The following is a 20415-nucleotide window of genomic DNA, read 5'->3' on the forward strand; positions in this document are numbered from 1 at the left end:
TACCGAGCCGCGGTGCCGCCTGGCAATCGTGCGGACCAAGGTCCGCACCTACCGGCAGCGGTGCTCTACTCGGCGTAGATCATCTTTCGGGTCATGCCGCCGTCCACGATGAAATCCTGGCCGGTGCTGAAGCCGGACAGCGAGGACAGCAGGTACACCGCCAGGGCGCCGATATCTTCGGGCTGGCCCACGCGGCCCACCGGGTGTTGGGCGTGGTCGCTGGCCGAATAGTCCGGCGCGTGGCGGCGCGACGGCGCCTGCCAGGCACTGGTGCCGATCCAGCCCGGGCTGATGCTGTTCACCCGCACCGCCGGGCCGGCGCTGATGGCCAGTGCATGCGTGAAGGCCACCAGCCCACCCTTGGCGGCGGCGTAGGCCTCGCTGTGCGCTTCGGACTGCCAGGCGCGGGTGGAGGCGATGTTGATCACCGCGCCTGCGCCACTGGCGGTCAGTGCCGGCAGCGCGTGCTTGCAGCACAGGAACGCGCCATGCAGCGACGACAGCCGCCGCTGCCATTCGTCCCACGCCATGTTTTCCAGGGTGGTGCCATGCGGGCCGGCAATGCCGGCGTTGTTCACCAGGCCATCGATGCGGCCGAAGCGCTGCTGCGCCACGGCGATGAAGTCGCGCACGCTGCCTTCGTCGGCAATGTCCAGGCGCTGGAACGCGGCATCATCGCCGCGCTGCCATTCGTCCAGGCAGGCCTGGCCCGCCTCGGTGTCCAGATCGCCGATCAGCACGCTGCCGCCGGCGCCCAGCACCGCCTGGGCGATGCCGCGGCCAATGCCATTGGCACCGCCGGTGACCAGCACCACCTTGCCCTGCAGGGGCACCGCAGGCCACGTGGCGATCGGCGGTGCCGCGCTCACGACAGGTCTTCCCCGCGCAGGCGGCGGTACCAGCCATCCACGCCAATGCGGTCCAGGGTCTGGATGTTGCGCTCCACGATCACGTCCGGGTCCGGAAAGGCGTCCACCGCGCGCGCCACGCTGTCTTCGCGCAGCAGGTGCAGGGTGGGGAAGGGGGCACGGTTGGTGTAGTTGCTGGCATCGTCAGCGGCCACGCCGTCGAACTGGTAATCCGGGTGGAAGCTGGCCACCTGCAGGATGCCCTGCAGGTCCAGTGCCTCGATCGCCGCGTCGGCGTTGTCCAGGAAATCGTTGTAGTCCAGGAAATCCACCAGCACCTGCGGATGCACGATCAGCGTGGTGTCGATCTGTTCGGCCGGGGTGTCGCGCAGCAGCACCAGTTCTTCGGCCAACTGCTCCACCAGCGCTTCCGGCGTGGTGGCATCGCTCAGCACGAAACGCACCTGGTCCTTCACGTACACGGCCTTGGCGAACGGGCACAGGTTGAGGCCGATCACGATCCGCTCCAGCCACAGGCGGGTGGCGGCGATCGGGTCGTCGGTGGGCAGGGCGGTATCGGTCATGGCGGGCACATCGGCTGGCGGGGCCGCCATTGTAGGCGCGCGGTCACCGCCGCGCTGTTCACTGTCCACGAACTGGACAGCGGCGATGCTGGAAAGCCGTTTGCATTCAATCACCTGGCCGCGCACAGCCAATGGCCGATTGCCGCCCCGGCAGTGAAAGGCGTGCAATGGCCCCACGTAACTGGAGGACCCAACATGACTGCTTCTTCCCCGTGGCTGCCGGCCGATCTCTGGTCCGGTGCTTTCTTCGATGGCCAGTGGCGCGCCGCCGCGCAGCAGCAGCCGGTGCTTGAACCGGCCACCGGCCAGACGCTGGGCCAGGTGGGCCTGGCCGATGCCGCGCAGGTGGCACGTTCGGCCGCGGCCGCCGCGCAGGCACAGCGCGACTGGGCCGCCGCGCCCTACGAGCAGCGCGCGCAGGTGCTGCGCCAGGCCGCACGCCTGGCCGAAGACAACATCGACACGCTGGTGGACTGGCTGGTGCGCGAAAGCGGCTCGACCCGGCTGAAGGCCGGCTTCGAGGCCAAGGTGACCATCAAGGCGCTGCACGAAGCGGCCGCGCTGCCCTCGCGCAGCACCGGCGAAATCCTGCCTTCCGAACCGGGCCGGCTGAACCTGGCCCGGCGCCGCCCGCTGGGCGTGGTCGGGGTCATTTCGCCGTTCAACTTCCCGCTGTACCTGGCCATGCGCGCGGTGGCACCGGCCATCGCGCTGGGCAATGCGGTGGTGCTCAAGCCCGATCCGCGCACGGCGGTCTGCGGTGGCGCGGTCATCGCCCGCCTGTTCGAACAGGCCGGGCTGCCCGCCGGCGTGCTGCACATGTTGCCCGGTGATGGCGCCGCCGGTGCCGCGCTGACCAGCGACCCGCACGTGGCGATGATCCAGTTCACCGGTTCCACCGCGGCCGGCCGCAAGGTGGGCGAAGCGGCCGGCAAGCACCTGAAGAAGGTGTCGCTGGAACTGGGCGGCAAGAATTCGCTGATCATCCTGGACGACGCCGATCTGGATCTGGCCGTGGCCAACACCGCCTGGGGCGTGTACCTGCACCAGGGCCAGATCTGCATGGCCACCGGCCGCGTGCTGGTACATCGGAAAATCCACGCTGCCTTCCTGGAAAAACTGGTGGCCAAGGCGAAGTCGCTGAAGGTGGGTGACCCGGCACGCGAAGACGTGGCCATCGGGCCGCTGATCAACGCCACCCAGCGCGACCATGCCGCGCGCGTAGTGGCCGATGCGGTGCAGGCCGGTGCCACGTTGGAAGCCGGTGGTACCCACCAGGACCTGTTCTTCGCCCCCACCGTGCTGGGCAACGTGGCTGCCGACAACCCCGCGTTCAACGAAGAAATCTTCGCGCCGGTGGCGGTGGTGGTGCCGTTCGACGATGACGACCATGCAGTGCAGCTGGCCAACGACAGCGAGTACGGCCTGTCGATGGCCATCGTGTCCAGCAACGTGGGCCGCGCGCTGAAGCTGGGCGAGCGCCTGCGCACCGGCCTGCTGCACATCAACGACCAGACGGTGAATGACGAAGTGATCAATCCCTTCGGCGGCGTGGGTGCGTCCGGCAACGGCACCAGCATCGGCGGCCCGGCCAACTGGGAAGAGTTCACCCAGTGGCAGTGGATGACCGTCAAGGGCGAAGCGCCCGCCTACCCGATCTGATCCAGGAGGAACATCGCGATGAGCAACACTACTGCAGGCCGTGACATCACCGCGGCCGTCGTGCGTGGCAAGGAACAACCGTTCGTGATCGAGCAGGCGCACCTGCGCGGTCCCCAGGACGACGAAGTGCTGGTGAGGGTGGTGGCCACCGGTCTGTGCCACACCGACCTGATCGTGCGCGACCAGTACTACCCGGTGCCGTTGCCGGCGGTGCTGGGCCATGAAGGCGCGGGCATCGTCGAAGCCGTGGGCCCGAACGTGCGTGACCTGAAGGTGGGCGACCACGTGGTGCTGACCTACGGCGCCTGCGGCCACTGCAACCCGTGCCGCGGCGGCCATGGCGCCTACTGCAAGGATTTCTTCGGGCTCAACTTCGGTGGCGACGATGGCCACGGCCATACCGCCATCACCGATGCGCAGGGGCAGCCGCTGCACGATCACTTCTTTGCGCAGTCCTCGTTCGCCACCTTTGCCATCGCGCGCGAGATCAATGCCATCAAGGTGCCCGACGATGCGCCGCTGGAACTGCTGGGCCCGCTGGGGTGCGGCATCCAGACCGGTGCCGGTGCGGTGCTCAATTCGCTGCAGGTGCGTTCGGGCAGCAGCTTCGCCAGCTATGGCGCCGGTGCGGTGGGCCTGAGTGCGGTAATGGCGGCCAAGGTGGCCGGCGCGACCACCATCATCGCCATTGATGTGGTGCCGTCGCGGTTGGAACTGGCGCTGGAACTGGGCGCCACCCACGTGGTGAACAGTCGCGAGACCGATGTGATCGAGGCGGTGCGTGCGATCACCGGCGGTGGTGCGGATTACGCGCTGGAATCCACCGGTCGCCCGGAAGTGCTGTCGGCCGGCATCGAGGCGCTGGGCGGGCTGGGCATGATGGGCGTGGTGGGCGCGCCGAAGCTGGGCACCACGGCCAGTTTCGATGTGAACAACCTGCTGCTGGGCGGGCGCAGCATCCGCGGCATCGTGGAAGGTGACAGCGTGCCGCAGGTGTTCATTCCGCAGCTGGTGACGCTGTACCAGCAGGGCCGGTTCCCGTTCGACAAGCTGGTGAAGTTCTATCCGCTTGAGCAGATCAACCAGGCGGCCGAGGACAGCACCAAGGGCATTACGTTGAAGCCGATCCTGCGTATTGCGGCGTAAGGGTGGGGTGGTTTGCAGGGCTGCGCCCTGCACCTGCCGAATCAACGTCAACGTCAAATGCGGGCTATCCGTGGGATGGCGGGGTGGGTCCGGTTGCGGGGGACGAGCGTGGGGTCGGATCCGTTTTCCAGAGGAAAACGGCTCTGACCCCGCAAACGACCACATAACGCGGGCATGGCACGGGTGGGTGTACGCTGTTGCGATGATGGCCACGACAGTCGGGCAACAACAGTTGGTGGCGGCGCGCGATGCGTTCGTCGAGGGCGATATGGCGTCGCTGGCCGGGCTGCCGTTGCCCCTGCAGCAGTCCTGGCAGCGCTCGCGGGCGGCCGGGGTGCTGCCCGGGCAGGAACCGTATTACCCGCCGCTGCAGGGCGATGGCCGGCGCCTGCGCGATGCCGACGACCGTCGCCTGGCGCGCTGCGTGCAGCCGGAACTGGAACAGCTGTGGGCGGCCTTCGGTGGGCGTGGCTGGACGATGTTCTGTGCCAACCGCCACGGCATGGTGATCGCGCAGCAGGCCCACGGCCTGGAAGATGCCGCCTTGCTGCGGCCGATCCAGGTCGGGCGGCAGCTGGGTGAAGCGGAGATCGGCACCACCGCGCCGGCGGTCAGCCTGGCCGACGACATGCCCGCCCTGGTGCGCGGCAACGAGCATTACCTGCAGCGCTTCGCGCCGGTGTTCTGCCTGAGTGAGCCGCTGCACGATCTGGACGGCCAGGTCTGTGGGGCGATCGACATCACCGGGCTGGGCGAGCGTGATCCGGCGCTGCTGCAGGGCTATTTCCGGCAGGCCGCGCTGGCCAGTGAGAACCGCCTGTTCCAGACCTTGGCCGATGTGCACCTGCTCGCCGTGCAGCATGATCCGCGCTGGCTGGCAACGCCGTTGCAGGGGCTGCTGGCGGTGCAGGAGGACGGGCAACTGCGCGCAGCCAACCGCGTGGCGCGGCGCCTGCTGGGGCTGCCGCGGCGGGGGCCTTTACCGCTGCTGTCGATGGAAACCGTGTTTGCTGGCGCCAGCGCGGCGCAGCGCCGCCATCTGCTGCAGCCTGGCCCTGCGCACCGGGTGCGGCTGGGCGAGGGCACTGCGGTCTATCTGCAGCACCTGCGGGCCCCACGGGCACCGCGTACACGTATGGCGGCGCCTGCAGCGGTGGCTGCTGCGCCACTGCGCGAGCAGCAGCGCGAAGCGGCGCGTCGTGCAGCACATGCCGCCGATGGCAACCTGAGCCTGGCCGCACGTCAGTTGGGCGTCTCGCGCACCACGCTGTACAAGCTGCTGCGCGATTAGTCGCGCAGTCCGCCGGGCATGGCCCGGCGCTACCGCTGAGGCGCGGGTAGCGCCGGGCCATGCCCGGCGAAAGAATCAATCGCGGAAGTTGTTGAACTGCAGCGGCAGTTCGAACTTGCCGGCCTTCAGCACCGCAATCGCATCCTGCAGGTCGTCGCGCTTCTTGCCCTGCACGCGCAGCTTGTCGCCGTTGATCTGGCTTTCCACCTTCAGCTTGGCTTCCTTCAGCGCCGCGGCGATCTTCTTGGCGATCTTCTGCTCGATGCCCTGCTTGACGGTGATCTTCTGCCGGGCCTGGGCCAGGTTGGTTTCGATATCGCCAAATTCCAGGCTCAGCACGTCGATGCCGCGGGCGGCCAGGCGCGCGCGCAGGATGTCGTTCATCTGCTTGAGCTGGAATTCGGTCGGTGCAGTCTGGTTGATCACATCGCCATCGCGCTCGAACTTCGCGTCCACGCCCTTGAAATCGAAGCGGGTGGCAAGTTCGCGGTTGGCCTGGTCGATGGCGTTGGTCAGTTCGTGGGTGTCGACTTCAGACACGACGTCGAAGGAAGGCATGGGCGTGGCTCCGCGGAATTCAGTGGCGGCCATTCTATCGCGTGGGCCCCGCGGTGTTTGTAGAGTCGAGCCATGCTCGACTGCCGCGTGAAAGCCAGTCGAGCATGGCTCGACTTTACCGGGGGGGCTAGTCGAGCAAGCTCGACTCTACCGGGGATGCCAGTCGAGCAAGCTCGACTCTACAGACGGCGGTTGCCGGGCGATAATGGGCCATGAACCTGCAACGCTCCCCTTCGCGCGCGGTGGCCTGGATGGTCGCGGCGGTGGCCTGTTTCTCGCTGATGGACGCCGGCATGAAGCAGCTGTCGGCCAGTTATCCCTCGCTGGAAGTCACCTTCCTGCGCGGTGCGGCCTCGCTGCCCTTCGTGCTGGTCTGGGTGCTGGCCAGCGCCGGCCCGCGCTCGCTCATTCCACGTCGCTGGGGCCTGCATCTGTTGCGCGGTGGGCTGGGCATGGCAATGATCGGCTGCTTCGTGTTCGCCCTGCGTGACCTGCCGCTGTCCACCGCCTACAGCATCTATTTCGTCGCCCCGCTGCTGATTGCCGCACTGTCGGTGCCGTTGCTGGGCGAGCGGGTGGGGCCGCGCCGCTGGGTGGCCATCGGCGTCGGCCTGCTGGGGGTGATCGTGGTGCTGCGGCCGGGCGTGGACGGCTTCATTTCGATCCCCGGCCTGATGGTGCTGGCCGCGGCCACCGCCTACGCCATCGCCGCCATCACCGTCAGCCTGCTCACCCGTACCGATACCTCGCAGTCGATGGTGGTCTGGTTCCTGGTCATCATGGCCATCGGCGCCGGCCTGCTGGCGCTGCCCGACTGGGTGCCGCTGCAGCTGGCCCATGCGCCGCTGATCGCCGGCATGGGCCTGGCCGGCGCACTGGGCCAGATTGCCCTGACCCGGGCCTTCCAGCTGGGCGAGGCCTCGATGATCGCGCCGCTGGAGTACAGCGGCCTGGTCTGGGTGATCGGCTGGGACCTGGCTTTCTGGGGCCAGCTGCCGGACGCCTACACTTGGGTGGGCGCGGCCATCATCGTGGCCTCGGGCCTGTACCTGCTGCACCGGGAACGCCTGAACCGGGTGCAGCCGCCGAAGCCGCTGGACCACCCGTAATCGTGGCGGGTCGGGGGCGGAGCCCCTGCGGGGATCCGACCCCGGGGTCAGACCCCCGCAGGGGCTCTGACCCCCGCCGTCATCCCCGGTACACGCGGCTTAGAACCAAAAGGAATAACATTCTGGCCCAAGGCGCAGGCGCGGAACCGCCGGCGCTGGTAGGCTGCACGCCCCTTCTTCCGCCCCGCCGGTGAGCCACGCCCGTGATCGAGTTCCAGCGCCTGCACAAATCCTATGCCGTTGCCGGCCGCCAAGTGAGCGCGCTGCAACCGTTGGACCTGACCATCGAGGCCGGCGAAGTGTTCGGCATCATCGGCCATTCCGGCGCGGGCAAGTCCACCCTGATCCGCATGATCAACCGCCTGGAAGAACCCAGCGGTGGCAAGCTGCTGATCGGTGGTGAAGACATCACGGCGCTGGATGCCGACGGCCTGCGCGCGCTGCGCCGTCGCATCGGCATGATCTTCCAGCACTTCAACCTGCTGTCTTCGCGCACGGTGGCCGGCAACGTGGCCTTCCCGCTGGAACTGGCCGGCACGCCGAAGGCGGAGATCGACGCGCGCGTGGCCGAGCTGTTGCAGACCGTTGGCCTGCAGGACCACGCGACGAAGTACCCGGCGCAGTTGTCCGGTGGGCAGAAGCAGCGCGTGGGTATTGCCCGCGCGCTGGCCACCCGCCCGCAGATCCTGCTGTGCGACGAAGCCACCAGCGCGCTGGATCCGCAGACCACCGCGTCGGTGCTGGCGCTGCTGTCGAAGATCAACCGCGAGCTGGGCCTGACCATCGTGCTGATCACCCACGAAATGGATGTGATCCGTCGCGTCTGTGATCGCGTGGCCGTGCTCGACGGCGGCCACCTGGTGGAAACCGGTCCGGTCACCCAGGTCTTCCTGCACCCGCAGCATGCCACCACGCGGCGCTTCGTCAGCGAATCCGAACATGTGGACGAAGGCGTGCTGCACCGCGATTTCGACGTGGTGGGCGGGCGCATCGTGCGCCTGACCTTCCTCGGCGGTGACACCTATGAGCCGTTGCTGGGCCGCGTGGCCCGCGAAACCGGCATCGACTACAACATCCTGTCCGGCCGCATCGACCGGATCAAGGACACCCCGTATGGCCAGCTGGTGGTCGCCCTGGTGGGCGGCGACCAGTCCGCCGCGCAGGCCGCGTTCGTGGCTGCCGGCGTGCACGTTGAGGAACTGCGCCGATGATCGTCGCCACTGCTGAAGGTTTCTTCCGCCACCTGGATGCCAACAAATGGGTGGATATCGGCAAGGCCACCATCGAGACGTTGCTGATGATGGCCGGCTCGCTGCCGCTCACCCTGGCCATCGGTCTGCCGATCGGCGTGCTGCTGTATGTGTTCGGTGCGCCGCAGATGAAGCGCCGTCCGCTGGCGTACGGCGTGCTGGCGATCGTGGTGAACCTGCTGCGTTCGGTGCCCTTCATCATCCTGATGGTGGTGCTGATTCCGGTGTCGCTGTGGCTGATGGGCCAGTCGATCGGCGTGCTTGGCACGCTGCCGGCGCTGGTGATCGGCGCGGCGCCGTTCTATGCGCGCCTGGTCGAAACCGCGCTGCGCGAAGTGGACCGTGGCGTGGTCGAGGCGGCGCAGTCGATGGGCGCCACCACCTGGCAGCTGGTCACCCGGGTGCTGCTGCCTGAAGCCCGGCCGGGCCTGATCGCGGCTGCCACGGTCACTACGGTGGCCCTGGTCGGCTTCACCGCCATGGGCGGTGCGATCGGTTCCGGTGGCCTGGGCGACCTGGCGCTGCGCGAAGGCTACCAGCGCAACCGCACCGACGTGGCCCTGGTCACCGTGGTGGTGCTGCTGATCCTGGTGCAGCTGCTGCAGATGCTCGGCGACCGCCTGGTCGCGCACTACACCCGCAAATAGCACGATGCCGGGCATCGCCCGGCATCGTTCGGGTAGCGCCGGGCCATGCCCGGCGGCGTCAGCATGACGCGATCCGTCCATCGAAACCTTGAATCGCCAAAGCGAGACTGGCCTCACATCCAGTCAATCGGTGCATTCCGTTCTACGTACTACGCTCACGGGTGACCGCAAAGGGCAGCACAGCCTGCGCATCAACGATCAGTGGCGGCTGTGTTTCATCTGGACCGAAACCGGGCCGGAGGCCGTGGAAATCGTTGACTACCACTGAGGTTCTGGCCATGAAGCCATCCACCAACCGCATGCGGGCCATCCATCCCGGTGAGATCCTTCGCGAAGAGTTCCTCGCGCCGCTGTCGCTGAGCGTGAATGCGCTGGCGAGGGCCTTGGATGTACCTGCCACGCGCCTGCATGCCATCGTGCATGGTGAACGCGCGATCACGGCCGATACGGCGGCCCGCCTGGCACGGCATTTCGGGGGCGATGCGGCATCGTGGCTCGCATTGCAGGCAACCTACGATCTGAAGACGTTGCCGACCCTGGGCGAGATTGAGCGCCGCGTGCAGCCAAGGGCTGCGTAGCATGGCGCTACCGCAATGATCGCGCGGCTACGGTAGCGCCGGGCCATGCCCGGCGAACGCTATCTCACCGCACGTTCGGCACTTCGTAGCCGAGCTTGCCCACCTGTTCGGGGTGCTGCGGCACGCGCTTGAGCTTGTCGGTGTTCACGCCGTACTCGTCACGCAGGCGCTCGGCCAGTTCCTTGTACAGCGCTTTGTCCATGTCCGGCTGGCGGGCGAAGATCCACGCCATTTCACGGCCGGGATAGCCGATCAGCGCCCACGAATAGTCCGGCGCCACTTCCAGCACGCGCGAATGGGTCGGTACCACCCGGTAGAACCAGGTGCGCCACGCGTGGTTGCCACTGTCCGCATCGACGCTGGCGCGCGCCCGCACTTCCTGCAGCGGCTGGCCGAAGCCATCGCGGTAACGGTAGGTGATGGCGACCTTGTGGTCGTCGCGCAGTTCGTACTGGTTGACGCTGGCCACGTGGCCACGTTCGATGAAATTCGGCACGCGGCCGATCACATACCAGGTGCCCATGAAGCGCTGCAGGTCGACCGGGGCATCCGGATCGATGGCCGTATGGTCAGGCAGCGCGCTGCGCGATGCCGGCGGATCTTCGGCAGCCAGCGCGGCGCCTCCCAGTGACAGGGCCAACACCATGGCGCAGAACGGGCGGATCGGGGACATGCGGGAGCGGGCTCCAAAAGGCTTGCCCGCGCATGGTCACTGGGTGCAGCCGATCCGTCAATGGTGTCGCAGCCAGTGAGAAGCGTTGCCGCCACGCTGTGCACCATCGACCACGGGAGACCGACCATGAACGCACGCACCGCACATCGCCCCTCAGCTGAACGCCTCAGGCAGCGCCCCGATCCGCGCGTGCTGCGCCTGGTGCAGCAGCTGGCCCTGGCGGGCGTGGCGCTGGTGCTGGTGTGGCCGGCCGCGCGTGGCCACCACGCCTGGCTGGGCTGGGCGCCGCTGTGGCTGGTGGGCATGCCGCTGGTGGCGTGGTGGGCCCTGCTGGGCTGTCCGTTGCCGCTGCGGGCGGCCCTGCGGCGGCTGCGCGGGCCGCAGCAGCAGGCGCGTCGGCGTCCGGCCCGCAGGCCGCGGCGCGCGCGGGGGCAGGCGGCCACAGCCTGACCTTCGACACGGGGGCGGCCCGTCCGAACCGTGCTAGCGTTCCACGGCTAATGACTGCCTGGAGCTGCAATGTCGCGATTCGCTTCCGCCTGCCTGTTGGCCGGCATGATGACCGGCGCCTCGGTGGGGACCGCCGTGGCCGCTGAAGACACCGACCGTTACGCCTGGCTGGAGGACGTGACCGGCGACAAGCCGCTGTCCTGGGTGAAGGAACAGAACGCCAAGTCCGAGGCGCGCCTGGCGCAGACGCCGGCGTTCAAGCAGATGGAAACGAGCATCCGCGAGGTGCTCGATTCGGACGCCAAGATTCCCGGCGTGCAGAAGATCGGCGAGTACTACTACAACTTCTGGAAGGACAAGCAGCACGAACGCGGCCTGTGGCGCCGCACCACCCTGGCCGAGTACCGCAAGGCCTCGCCGCAGTGGGAAACCGTGCTGGACCTGGACGCGCTGAACAAGGCCGAAGGTGAGAACTGGGTCTGGCACGGCGCCGACTGCCTGCGCCCGGATTACAGCCGCTGCCTGATCGCGCTGTCGCGCGGCGGCGCCGACGCCGATGTCACCCGCGAATTCGACCTGGCCAGCAAGACCTGGATCAAGGACGGCTTCTTCCGCCCCGAATCGAAGGGCGGGCTGAACTGGATCGACCGCGACACGGTGTTCGTCTACACCGATTTCGGTGCCGGTTCGATGACCACCTCCGGCTACCCGCGCATTGCCAAGCTGTGGAAGCGTGGCACGCCGATGGCCTCGGCCAGCGTGGTCTACGAAGGCAAGCCGGAGGACATGTACATCGCGGCCATGCACGATGACACCCCCGGCTTCGAGCGCAACCTGGTCAGCCGCACGCTGGCCTTCTACAACAACGAACTGTACCTGCGCGCCGACGACGGCACGCTGAGCAAGATCGATGCGCCGAATTCGGCAGAAAAGGGCCTGCACAAGCAGTGGCTGACCCTGGAACTGCGCGATGCCTGGACCGTGGGTGGCAAGACCTACGCCTCCGGTTCACTGCTGGCGACCAGGCTGGACGATTTCCAGGCCGGCAAGCGCGATTTCGAAGTGCTGTTCACGCCCACCGCCACCACCTCGCTGGCCGGCACCGCCTGGACCCGCAACCACCTGGTGCTGAACGTACTGGATGACGTGAAGAATCGTCTGTCGGTGCTCACCCCGGGCGCCAAGGGCTGGCAGAAGAGCGAGTTCGTCGGCGCGCCGTCGTTCGGCACGCTGGCCGTGGGCGCCGTCGACAGCAATGACAGCGACGCGGTCTGGCTGACCGCCACCGATTACCTGACCCCGACCACCCTGGCCCTGGCCGAGATCGGCAAGGCGCCGGAAACGCTGAAGACCATGCCGGCCTTCTTCGATGCCGACGGCAAGGTGATTGAACAGCACTTCGCCACCAGCAAGGACGGCACCCGCGTGCCGTACTTCGTGGTGCACGACAAGGCGATGAAGCTGGACGGCTCCAACCCGACCCTGCTGTACGGCTACGGCGGTTTCGAGATCTCGCTCACCCCGAACTATTCCGGCGGCATGGGCCGCGCGTGGCTGGAGAAGGGCGGCGTGTACGTGGTCGCCAACATCCGCGGCGGTGGCGAGTACGGCCCGCGCTGGCACCAGGCGGCGCTGAAGCAGAACCGTCACAAGGCCTATGAAGACATGGCCGCCGTCGCCCAGGATCTGGTCACCCGCAAGATCACCAGCGCCAAGCACCTGGGTGTGCAGGGCGGCAGCAACGGTGGCCTGCTGACTGGCAACATGCTCACCCAGTACCCGGAGCTGTTCGGTGCGGTGGTGGTGCAGGTGCCGCTGCTGGACATGAAGCGCTACAGCCACCTGCTGGCCGGTGCGTCGTGGATGGCCGAGTACGGCAACCCGGACACCAGCGACTGGGAGTTCATCAAGACCTTCTCGCCGTACCACCTGTTCGACGCGAAGAAGAACTACCCGCCGGTGCTGTTCACCACCTCCACCCGCGATGATCGCGTGCATCCGGGCCACGCCCGCAAGATGGCGGCGAAGATGATCGACGCTGGCAAGGATGTGACCTACTACGAGAACATCGAAGGCGGTCACGGCGGTGCAGCCAACAATGCGCAGGCCGCACATATGTCCGCGCTGGCCTACAGCTTCCTGTGGGAGCGCTTGGGCGGCAAGTGATGGAATGAAAAACGCCGCCTTCGGGCGGCGTTTTTCGTTGGGGGGCACGTATCCACGCATGGCGTGGATCTACCGGTGCGCGGTGCGCTCGCCGGGCATGGCCCGGCGCTACCGGAACCGTTGCAACCCGCGCGCGATGCGCGCCACCGCTTCCTGCAACCGCGGCACTTCCTGCGTGTACGCCAACCGCACGTGCTGGTTGGCCCGGTGGAAGCCGAAGTCCAGGCCCGGCGTAAACGCCACGTGCTCGGTTTCCAGGAAGTGCGCGCAGAACGCCTGCGCGTCGTCGGTGAACGCGCTGACATCGGCGTACAGGTAGAACGCGCCCTGCGGTTCCACCTCGATACGGAAACCCAGTTCGCGCAGCGCGGGCAGCAGGAAATCACGGCGCTGCTGGAACGCCTGCCGGCGCTGCTCGAAGATCGCCATCGCTTCGTCGCTGAAACAGGCCAGCGCCGCGTGCTGGGCAATGCTCGAGGCGCTGATGTACAGGTTCTGCGCCAGCTTTTCCAGCTCGGGCACCGCGGCCGGCGGCGCCACCAGCCAGCCCAGGCGCCAGCCGGTCATGCCGAAGTACTTAGAGAAGCTGTTCAGCACGAACGCGCTGTCATCCACCTGCAGCACGCTGGGCGCATCCAGGCCGTAGGTGAGGCCGTGGTAGATCTCGTCCACCACCAGGTGGCCGCCGCGCGCATGCAGCGACGTCGACAGGGCGGCCAGTTCATCGGCCGACAGCACGGTGCCGGTCGGGTTGGCCGGCGAGGCCACCAGCGCGCCGACGCTGCCGCTGTTCCAGTGCTGTTCCACCAGCGACGGAGTCAACTGGTAGGCGGTGTCCGGGCCGACCGGCACCAGCTGCGCGCCGCCTTCCACCAGGCGCAGGAAGTGGCGGTTGCACGGATAGCCCGGATCGGCCAGCAGCCAGTGCCGGCCCGGATCGACCAGCAGGCTGCTGGCCAGCAGCAGCGCGCCCGAACCGCCCGGGGTGACCAGGATGCGCTCGGGATCAATGTCCAGCCCGTAATGGCGGGCATAGAAACCGCTGATCGCCTGGCGCAGCGCCGGCAGCCCGCGCGCAGCGGTGTAGCGGGTATGGCCGGCGGCCAGTGCGGCCTGGCCGGCGCGCACGATGGGTTCGGCGGTGGTGAAGTCCGGCTCGCCGATCTCCAGGTGGATCACATCGTGGCCGGCCTGTTCCAGCGCCTGTGCGCGGGCCAGCAGGGACATCACGTGGAACGGGGCGATTTCATGGCTGCGCCGGCTGTAGCCCGGCGTGTGGGGCAGGGTGCTCATGCGCCCATGGTACGCCGCAGGCCGGGGGGACGCTGCGGCGGTGGTAGAGTCGAGTTTGCTCGACTGCTGTTGCGGTCAGCCGAGCAAGCCCGACCCGACCTACGCCACGGACGCCATTGCGTAACCGCACCAGGACCCTTATTTCATGAAACCCACCCTCTGCCTGTTGCTTGCCAGCCTGATGACCAGCACCGCTACCGCCGCCACCCCGCCCGTTCCGCCGGATGCCCAGAAGCGTCCGCACGAGGTCAAGGCGCCGTTCGGCGCGACCCGCAACGATGACTATTACTGGCTGCGCGACGACACGCGCGAAAACAAGGACATGCTGGCCTACCTGCAGGCCGAGAATGCCTACGCCGACCAGCTGCTGGCGCCGCTGAAGCCGCTGGAAGACACCCTCTACAAGGAAATCGTCGGCCGCATCAAGCAGGACGATGCCAGCGTGCCGGCGCGCGAGCGCGGCTACTGGTACTACAGCCGCTTCGAGACCGGCCAGGACTATCCCATCCATGCGCGCCGCAAGGGCAGCATGGAAGCGCCGGAAGAAGTGCTGCTGGACGTGAACACGATGGCCGCCGGCAAGGGCTACTTCAACGTCGGTTCGATGGACGTAAGCCAGGACAACCAGCTGCTGGCTTGGGCCGACGATGACGTGGGCCGCCGCCAGTACACCATCCGCTTCAAGGACCTGCGCACCGGCAAGGTGCTGCCCGATGTGATCACCGGCAGTTCCGGCGATCTGGTCTGGGCCGATGACAACCGCACCGTGCTGTACGTGGAAAACGACCCGGAAACCCTTCTGACCGTGCGGGTGAAGAAGCACGTGCTGGGCACCCCGGCCAGCGCCGATACCGTGGTCTACGAAGAAGAGGATGACAGCTTCTACATGGGCATCGGCCGCACCCGCGACGATCGCTTCATCACCATCGGCGTGCACAGCACCGTGTCTTCGGAAGAGCGCTACGCCCCGGCCAGCGACCCGACCACCTTCACCGTGCTGGCCCCGCGCCAGCGCGACGTGGAATACGACGCCGACCACTACGATGGCCGCTGGGTGATCCGCACCAACGATGGCGCGAAGAACTTCAAGCTGGTCACCGCGCCCACCGATGCCACCTCGCGCGCGCAGTGGAAGGACTGGATCGCCCACGACGAAGCGGTGTTCATCGAAGGCTTCGAGCTGTTCGACAGCTACACCGCCATTGCCGAGCGTTCCGAAGGCCTGGAGCGCGTGCGCCTGCTGTTCAAGGACGGTCGCACCGATTACGTGAAGGCCGACGAGCCGGCGTACTCGATGGGCCTGGGCGACAACACCGAGGCCGATACGCCGTGGCTGCGCTACGTCTATACCTCGATGACCACCCCGACCACGGTGTTCGAACTGAATACCGCCACCGGTGAGCGCCGCCAGCTGAAGGTGCAGCCGGTGATCGGCTACGACGCCAGCAAGTATGAAACCGACCGTGTATGGGTGACCGCGCGCGACGGCGTGAAGGTGCCGGTGTCGCTGGTCTACCGCAAGGGCTACCAGAAGGACGGCAAGGGCGCGCTGTTCCAGTACGCCTACGGCAGCTACGGCATGTCGATGGACCCGTACTTCAACCAGACAGCGGTCAGCCTGCTCGACCGGGGCGTGGTGTATGCCATTGCGCACATCCGCGGCGGCCAGGAAATGGGCCGCGACTGGTACGAGAACGGCAAGCTGCTGCACAAGCAGAACACCTTCAACGACTTCATCGACGTGACCCGCGCGCTGGTGGCGCAGGGCTGGGCGGCGAAGGACCGCGTGGCCGCTTCCGGTGGCAGTGCCGGTGGCCTGCTGATGGGCGCAGTGGCCAACCAGGCGCCGCAGGATTACCGGGTGATGGTGGCGCAGGTGCCGTTCGTGGACGTGGTCACCACCATGCTCGACCCGACCATTCCGCTGACCACCAACGAATACGACGAGTGGGGCAACCCGGAACAGAAGCCGTACTACGACTACATGCTGTCCTACTCGCCCTACGACAACGTGAAGCGCCAGGCCTACCCGGCGCTGTTCGTGGGTACCGGCCTGTGGGATTCGCAGGTGCAGTACTGGGAACCGGCCAAGTGGGTGGCCAAGCTGCGCGATGACAACACCGGGTCGTTGCCGATCCTGTTCCGCACCAACATGGAAGCCGGCCACGGCGGCAAGTCCGGGCGCTTCCAGCGCTACCGCGAACTGTCCGAGTCGTACGCGTTCGTGCTGCAGCAGCTGGGCATCGCCCAGCCGTAAGCGGGGTGGGGTGCCGGGCACTGCCTGGCACCCTGAACCGGTATTCTTGCCGCCATGACCCTGCCCGAACCGCCCCCGGCCCGCGATCCCGCTCCGCCCCCGCGCGTGGTGCGTTTCCGCTGGGCCTGGTGGCTGCTGGCCTATGTCAGCCTGGGCACCGGCATCGTCGGCATCTTCGTGCCGGGCCTGCCCACCACCGTATTCATCCTGATTTCCGCCTGGGCCGCCTCGCGTGGTTCCGAGCGCCTGCACAGCTGGCTGCTGCAGCATCCGCGCTTTGGCCCGGCCATCGCCAACTGGCAGGCCCACGGCGCGGTCAGCCGCTACGGCAAGTGGATGGCCACGATCACCATGGCCGTGTGCGCCGGCATCATGCTGTGGTGCGTGCCCATTGCCTGGGTGAAGTGGTTTTCCATCGGCAGCATGACCGTGGTGGCGATCTGGTTGTGGACGCGGCCGCTGCCGCCGGACGCTTGACGGGCCGCGGGCGAAAACCCCGCGCTGCGCGCGATGGTCGACCAACGGTCGACTCTACCTACCGCTCAGCCGCCAATGGCTATACTCGGGGCCATGAAGATCCCCCATCGCAATGCCATTCTGATTCCGTTGGCAGCGGCCTCGCTGCTGTTCCTGTCCGCCTGCGGCAACAAGGGCCCGCTGGTACTGCCGCAGAAGCCGGTGCCGGTGGAAGAAGTGGTTGAGCCGGCCGCCGATGCCGACGCCACGCCGCCGGCCACCCAGCCGACCAGCGACGGCAGTCCGTCCACCACCCCCGACCCGATCAAGCCGGTGGACGACGGGAATGAGTAAGGCTGGCAACAACGCGCTGCGCTTCAGCAAGATGCACGGCGCAGGCAACGATTTCGTGGTGATCGACCTGCGCGACGGCACCCCGCCGCCGTCGCCGGAACTGGCCGCGCGCCTGGCCGACCGCCATACCGGCGTGGGCTGCGACCAGATCCTGACCATCGAGCCGCCGCGTGCGGAAGGCTCGGTGGCCTCGTACCGCATCTGGAACGCCGACGGTTCCAATTCCGAGCAGTGTGGCAATGGCGCGCGCTGCATCGCCGCTTGGCTGGTGCGCGAGGGCAGTGCGCAGGGCGCGCAGTTCGTCATCGACAGCCCGCTGGCCAGCCATGCCGTGCAGGTGCTGGGCGATGGCCGGTTCTCGGTTGCCATGGGCGTGCCGGCGTTCGAACCGGCGCAGGTGCCGCTGGTGGGCTTTGCCCACCCGCGTGAGGAATACCTGCTGCCGCTGCAGGGCGAGAGCGTGCGCTTCGCCGCCGTGTCGATGGGCAACCCGCATGCGGTGATCGAAGTGGGCCTGGTCGATGCCGCGCCGGTGGAGCGCGTGGGCGGCCTGCTGCAGCAGCACGCCTCGTTCCCCAATTCGGTGAACGTGGGCTTTGCCCAGGTGATGGCGCCGGACCATGCGCGCCTGCGCGTGTTCGAACGCGGCGTGGGCGAGACCCTGGCCTGCGGCAGCGGTGCCTGTGCCGCAGCGGTCACCCTGATGCAGCGCGGCCGCCTGCAGCGCGATGCCCGCATCAGCCTGCCCGGCGGTGAACTGCGCATCCAGTGGCCCGGTGAAGGCCAGCCGGTGGTGATGGCCGGCCCGACCGCATTCGTCTTCGAAGGGGAGTGGAGTGCATGACTGAGACCGCCGACAAGCTCGGGGCCCACGAAGTCGCCAGTTGGCTGCGGCGGCATCCCGGCTTCCTCAAGCAGTTTCCCGACCTGGCCCTGACCCTGGTGGTGCCACGCGACGATGGCCCCACCGCGTCGCTGGCCAGCTACCAGCTGGAAGTGCTGCGCGAGAAGAACCGCGAGCTGGCGCGGCGGCTGGCCGACCTGGGTGCCACCGCCCAGGTGAACGAGCGGCTGGCGGTGCGTACCCACCAGCTGACCCTGGCCCTGATGAAGCAGGACAACGCGGCCGACACGCTGCGCGCGATGGCCGCCTCGCTGCAGGAAGACTTCGCCGGTGATCTGGTGCGGCTGGTGGTGCATGCGCCGGTGGCCGGGCTGGAACAGGCCGACTGGCTGCAGGTGATTGCCGCCGACGACCCGCAGCTGGGCCCGTTCCGCGACTGCCTGAAGGATGGCGAGCCGATCTGCGGCCGCCTGCAGGCCGACAAGAACGCCGTGCTGTACGGGGTGCGCAGCGAGGAAGTGCAGACCACCGCCCTGCTGCCGCTGCCGGGTGTCGGCCTGATTGCCGTGGGCAGCCACGACCCGAATCGTTTCTACCCGGGCATGGGCACGCTGTTCCTGCGCATGATGGGCGATGCACTGGCCACCGGCCTGAAGCGATTCCACGACTGAACGGAGCGCTGCCTCGATGAGCGCGGTACAGCAGTTCCTGCAGCACCTGCAGGTGGAACGGCGGATGTCGGCGCACACGCTCGACGCCTACCGCCGCGACCTGGATGCGCTGTCGGTCTGGGCCGAACCGCGCGGTGTGGCGGTGGAGGCGCTGGACGTGGACGCCGTGCGCCAGTTCGTGGCCGACGAGCACCGCCGCGGGCTGTCGGCCAAGAGCCTGCAGCGCCGCCTGTCGGCCTGCCGCAGTTTCTATGCCTGGCTGCTGCGCCATGGCCGCATCGAGGCCAGCCCGGCGGCCACCCTGAAGGCACCGCGCGCGCCGCGGCGCTTGCCGCAGGTGCTGGATGCCGATGAAGCGGTGCAGCTGGTCGAGCTGGAACCGGAAGGCGAGCTGGGCCGCCGCGACCGCGCGCTGCTGGAACTGTTCTATTCGTCGGGCCTGCGCCTGAGCGAAGTCTGCGCGCTGACCTGGCGCGACCTGGATTTCGCCAGCGGCCTGGTGAACGTGATGGGCAAGGGCAACCGCCAGCGCCGGGTGCCGTTCGGGCGGCCGGCACGCGAGGCGTTGCTGGCCTGGCGCAGTGAAAGTGGCGGACTGCCGGCCTTGCCGGTGTTTCCCGGCCGCAACGGGCCGATCAGCCAGCGCGCGGTGCAGGTACGCATCCGCCAGCTGGCGCAGCGCCAGGGCCTGTTCAAGCATGTGCACCCGCACATGCTGCGGCACAGCTTCGCCAGCCACATCCTGGAATCGTCGGGCGATCTGCGCGGCGTGCAGGAGCTGCTGGGCCATGCCGACATCGCCACCACCCAGATCTACACCCATCTGGATTTCCAGCACCTGGCCAAGGTCTACGACGCGTCCCACCCGCGCGCCAAGCGCAAACCGACGGGGTAGCGCCGGGCCATGCCCGGTGAGCGCATTGCTGCCGCTGAACGGCAGCCATCCACGCAGGCTTGATCACCCCCGCTGCTGTCCCCATGTCCGGTGAACAGCTATCGGAGGCCGCATGGACCCCAGTCAGAATCCCAACGTTTTCCACGCCACCACCATCGTCTGCGTCCGCCGCGGCGAGCACGTGGCCATTGCCGGTGATGGCCAGGTCACGCTGGGCCACACGGTGATGAAGGGCAATGCACGCAAGGTCCGCCGGCTCGGCCGCGACGGCCAGGTGCTGGCCGGTTTCGCCGGCGCCGCCGCCGATGCCTTCACCCTGTTCGAACTGTTCGAAGCCAAGCTGGAAAAGCATGGCCAGCTGCAGCGTGCCGCCGTCGAGCTGGCCAAGGATTGGCGCACCGAGCGCCGCCTGGGCAAGCTGGAGGCCCTGCTGGCCGTGGCCGACAAGGAAACCTCGCTGATCATCAGCGGCACCGGCGATGTGATCGAGCCGGAGGACGGCATCATCGCCATCGGTTCCGGCGGTTCCTATGCCCTGTCGGCCGCCCGCGCGCTGATGGCGCACACCGAACTGGATGCACGCACGATTGCCAGCGAAGCCATCGGCATTGCCGGCGACATCTGCATCTACACCAACCGCAACGTGGTGGTCGAGGAGCTGTAAGGCTCCCCGATCCGCCGGG

General features: G+C 67.8%; 21 protein-coding genes and 1 pseudogene. 17 read left to right on the top strand and 5 right to left on the bottom strand.

Going from position 1 to position 20415, the window contains the following annotated elements; genetic code table 11:
• Positions 1–65: 65 nt before the first annotated feature.
• Both G4G00_RS06450 and G4G00_RS06455 read right to left on the bottom strand, forming a co-directional pair.
• Entirely contained in the window at positions 66–869 is an 804-nt protein-coding gene (locus G4G00_RS06450; protein WP_164271981.1) for an SDR family oxidoreductase, read from the bottom strand.
• Positions 866–1432 carry a DUF1415 domain-containing protein gene (locus G4G00_RS06455; protein WP_108754208.1) on the bottom strand — a complete coding sequence of 189 codons (567 nt, stop codon included), beginning with the start codon at positions 1430–1432 and terminating at the stop codon, positions 866–868. Before G4G00_RS06455 ends, G4G00_RS06450 begins: the two co-directional genes overlap by 4 nt.
• A gap of 195 nt (positions 1433–1627) precedes the next feature.
• On the opposite strand from G4G00_RS06455, the gene G4G00_RS06460 reads away from it, so the two are divergent.
• From G4G00_RS06460 to G4G00_RS06470, 3 genes are all read left to right on the top strand, one after another.
• Positions 1628–3094, top strand: a complete 1467-nt coding sequence (locus G4G00_RS06460) for a benzaldehyde dehydrogenase (protein ID WP_164271983.1) — start codon at positions 1628–1630, stop codon at positions 3092–3094.
• 18 nt (positions 3095–3112) lie between these two features.
• Positions 3113–4240 (top strand): NAD(P)-dependent alcohol dehydrogenase, encoded by a 1128-nt coding sequence (locus tag G4G00_RS06465; protein ID WP_164271986.1) that lies wholly within the window; start codon positions 3113–3115, stop codon positions 4238–4240.
• 205 nt (positions 4241–4445) lie between these two features.
• Positions 4446–5531 carry a helix-turn-helix domain-containing protein gene (locus G4G00_RS06470; protein WP_240336089.1) on the top strand — a complete coding sequence of 362 codons (1086 nt, stop codon included), beginning with the start codon at positions 4446–4448 and terminating at the stop codon, positions 5529–5531.
• Between the two features lie 75 nt (positions 5532–5606).
• On the opposite strand, the gene G4G00_RS06475 is transcribed toward G4G00_RS06470, so the two are convergent.
• Positions 5607–6089, bottom strand: a complete 483-nt coding sequence (locus G4G00_RS06475; protein ID WP_010481366.1) for a YajQ family cyclic di-GMP-binding protein — start codon at positions 6087–6089, stop codon at positions 5607–5609.
• A 212-nt stretch (positions 6090–6301) separates the two neighbouring features.
• Between G4G00_RS06475 and G4G00_RS06480 the strand changes: the two genes are divergently transcribed.
• From G4G00_RS06480 to G4G00_RS06500, 5 genes and pseudogenes are all read left to right on the top strand, one after another.
• The gene (locus G4G00_RS06480) at positions 6302–7198 is read left to right on the top strand and encodes a DMT family transporter (RefSeq protein ID WP_108750472.1); all 897 of its coding nucleotides are present in this window, start codon (positions 6302–6304) and stop codon (positions 7196–7198) included.
• Between the two features lie 203 nt (positions 7199–7401).
• Positions 7402–8409 carry a methionine ABC transporter ATP-binding protein gene (locus tag G4G00_RS06485; protein ID WP_108754204.1) on the top strand — a complete coding sequence of 336 codons (1008 nt, stop codon included), beginning with the start codon at positions 7402–7404 and terminating at the stop codon, positions 8407–8409.
• A complete protein-coding gene (locus G4G00_RS06490; protein WP_164271992.1) occupies positions 8406–9095 on the top strand; it encodes a methionine ABC transporter permease in 690 nt (229 codons plus the stop codon). Before G4G00_RS06485 ends, G4G00_RS06490 begins: the two co-directional genes overlap by 4 nt.
• 154 nt (positions 9096–9249) lie before the next feature.
• Positions 9250–9363, top strand: a pseudogene (locus G4G00_RS21925) (type II toxin-antitoxin system RelE/ParE family toxin); the annotation flags it as partial.
• Positions 9364–9373: 10 nt separating this feature from the next.
• Positions 9374–9673, top strand: a complete 300-nt coding sequence (locus G4G00_RS06500; RefSeq protein WP_164271995.1) for a HigA family addiction module antitoxin — start codon at positions 9374–9376, stop codon at positions 9671–9673.
• Positions 9674–9737: 64 nt separating this feature from the next.
• Here G4G00_RS06500 and G4G00_RS06505 read toward each other — a convergent pair whose 3' ends face one another.
• Positions 9738–10346: a lipocalin family protein gene (locus tag G4G00_RS06505; protein ID WP_164271998.1), complete on the bottom strand. Its 609-nt coding sequence runs from the start codon at positions 10344–10346 to the stop codon at positions 9738–9740.
• 126 nt (positions 10347–10472) lie between these two features.
• Here G4G00_RS06505 and G4G00_RS06510 point away from each other — a divergent pair, with 126 nt between their 5' ends.
• A complete protein-coding gene (locus G4G00_RS06510) occupies positions 10473–10796 on the top strand; it encodes a hypothetical protein (protein WP_108754200.1) in 324 nt (107 codons plus the stop codon).
• 69 nt (positions 10797–10865) lie between these two features.
• Positions 10866–12962: a prolyl oligopeptidase family serine peptidase gene (locus G4G00_RS06515; RefSeq protein ID WP_164272001.1), complete on the top strand. Its 2097-nt coding sequence runs from the start codon at positions 10866–10868 to the stop codon at positions 12960–12962.
• 108 nt (positions 12963–13070) lie between these two features.
• Here the strand turns inward: G4G00_RS06515 and G4G00_RS06520 are convergent, their stop codons facing one another.
• On the bottom strand, positions 13071–14255 hold the full coding sequence (locus G4G00_RS06520) for a pyridoxal phosphate-dependent aminotransferase (protein WP_164272004.1): 1185 nt from the start codon (positions 14253–14255) through the stop codon (positions 13071–13073).
• A 145-nt stretch (positions 14256–14400) separates the two neighbouring features.
• Here G4G00_RS06520 and G4G00_RS06525 point away from each other — a divergent pair, with 145 nt between their 5' ends.
• The 7 genes from G4G00_RS06525 to hslV all read left to right on the top strand — a co-directional run bounded on the left by G4G00_RS06525 (position 14401) and on the right by hslV (position 20396).
• Entirely contained in the window at positions 14401–16512 is a 2112-nt protein-coding gene (locus G4G00_RS06525) for a S9 family peptidase (RefSeq protein ID WP_164272006.1), read from the top strand.
• A gap of 54 nt (positions 16513–16566) precedes the next feature.
• On the top strand, positions 16567–16989 hold the full coding sequence (locus tag G4G00_RS06530) for a YbaN family protein (RefSeq protein WP_164272009.1): 423 nt from the start codon (positions 16567–16569) through the stop codon (positions 16987–16989).
• Positions 16990–17082: 93 nt separating this feature from the next.
• Entirely contained in the window at positions 17083–17322 is a 240-nt protein-coding gene (locus tag G4G00_RS06535; protein WP_164272012.1) for a lipoprotein, read from the top strand.
• A complete protein-coding gene (dapF, locus tag G4G00_RS06540; protein ID WP_108750482.1) occupies positions 17315–18166 on the top strand; it encodes a diaminopimelate epimerase in 852 nt (283 codons plus the stop codon). Before G4G00_RS06535 ends, dapF begins: the two co-directional genes overlap by 8 nt.
• Complete coding sequence (locus tag G4G00_RS06545) at positions 18163–18837, top strand: DUF484 family protein (protein ID WP_108754195.1); 675 nt, start codon at positions 18163–18165, stop codon at positions 18835–18837. Before dapF ends, G4G00_RS06545 begins: the two co-directional genes overlap by 4 nt.
• 16 nt (positions 18838–18853) lie before the next feature.
• Positions 18854–19732, top strand: a complete 879-nt coding sequence (gene xerC, locus G4G00_RS06550; RefSeq protein ID WP_108754194.1) for a tyrosine recombinase XerC — start codon at positions 18854–18856, stop codon at positions 19730–19732.
• A 112-nt stretch (positions 19733–19844) separates the two neighbouring features.
• Complete coding sequence (gene hslV, locus G4G00_RS06555) at positions 19845–20396, top strand: ATP-dependent protease subunit HslV (RefSeq protein ID WP_005411093.1); 552 nt, start codon at positions 19845–19847, stop codon at positions 20394–20396.
• The last annotated feature ends 19 nt before the right edge of the window (positions 20397–20415 follow it).

It is taken from the genome of Stenotrophomonas sp. B1-1, from assembly GCF_010894375.1.
Lineage (GTDB): Bacteria > Pseudomonadota > Gammaproteobacteria > Xanthomonadales > Xanthomonadaceae > Stenotrophomonas.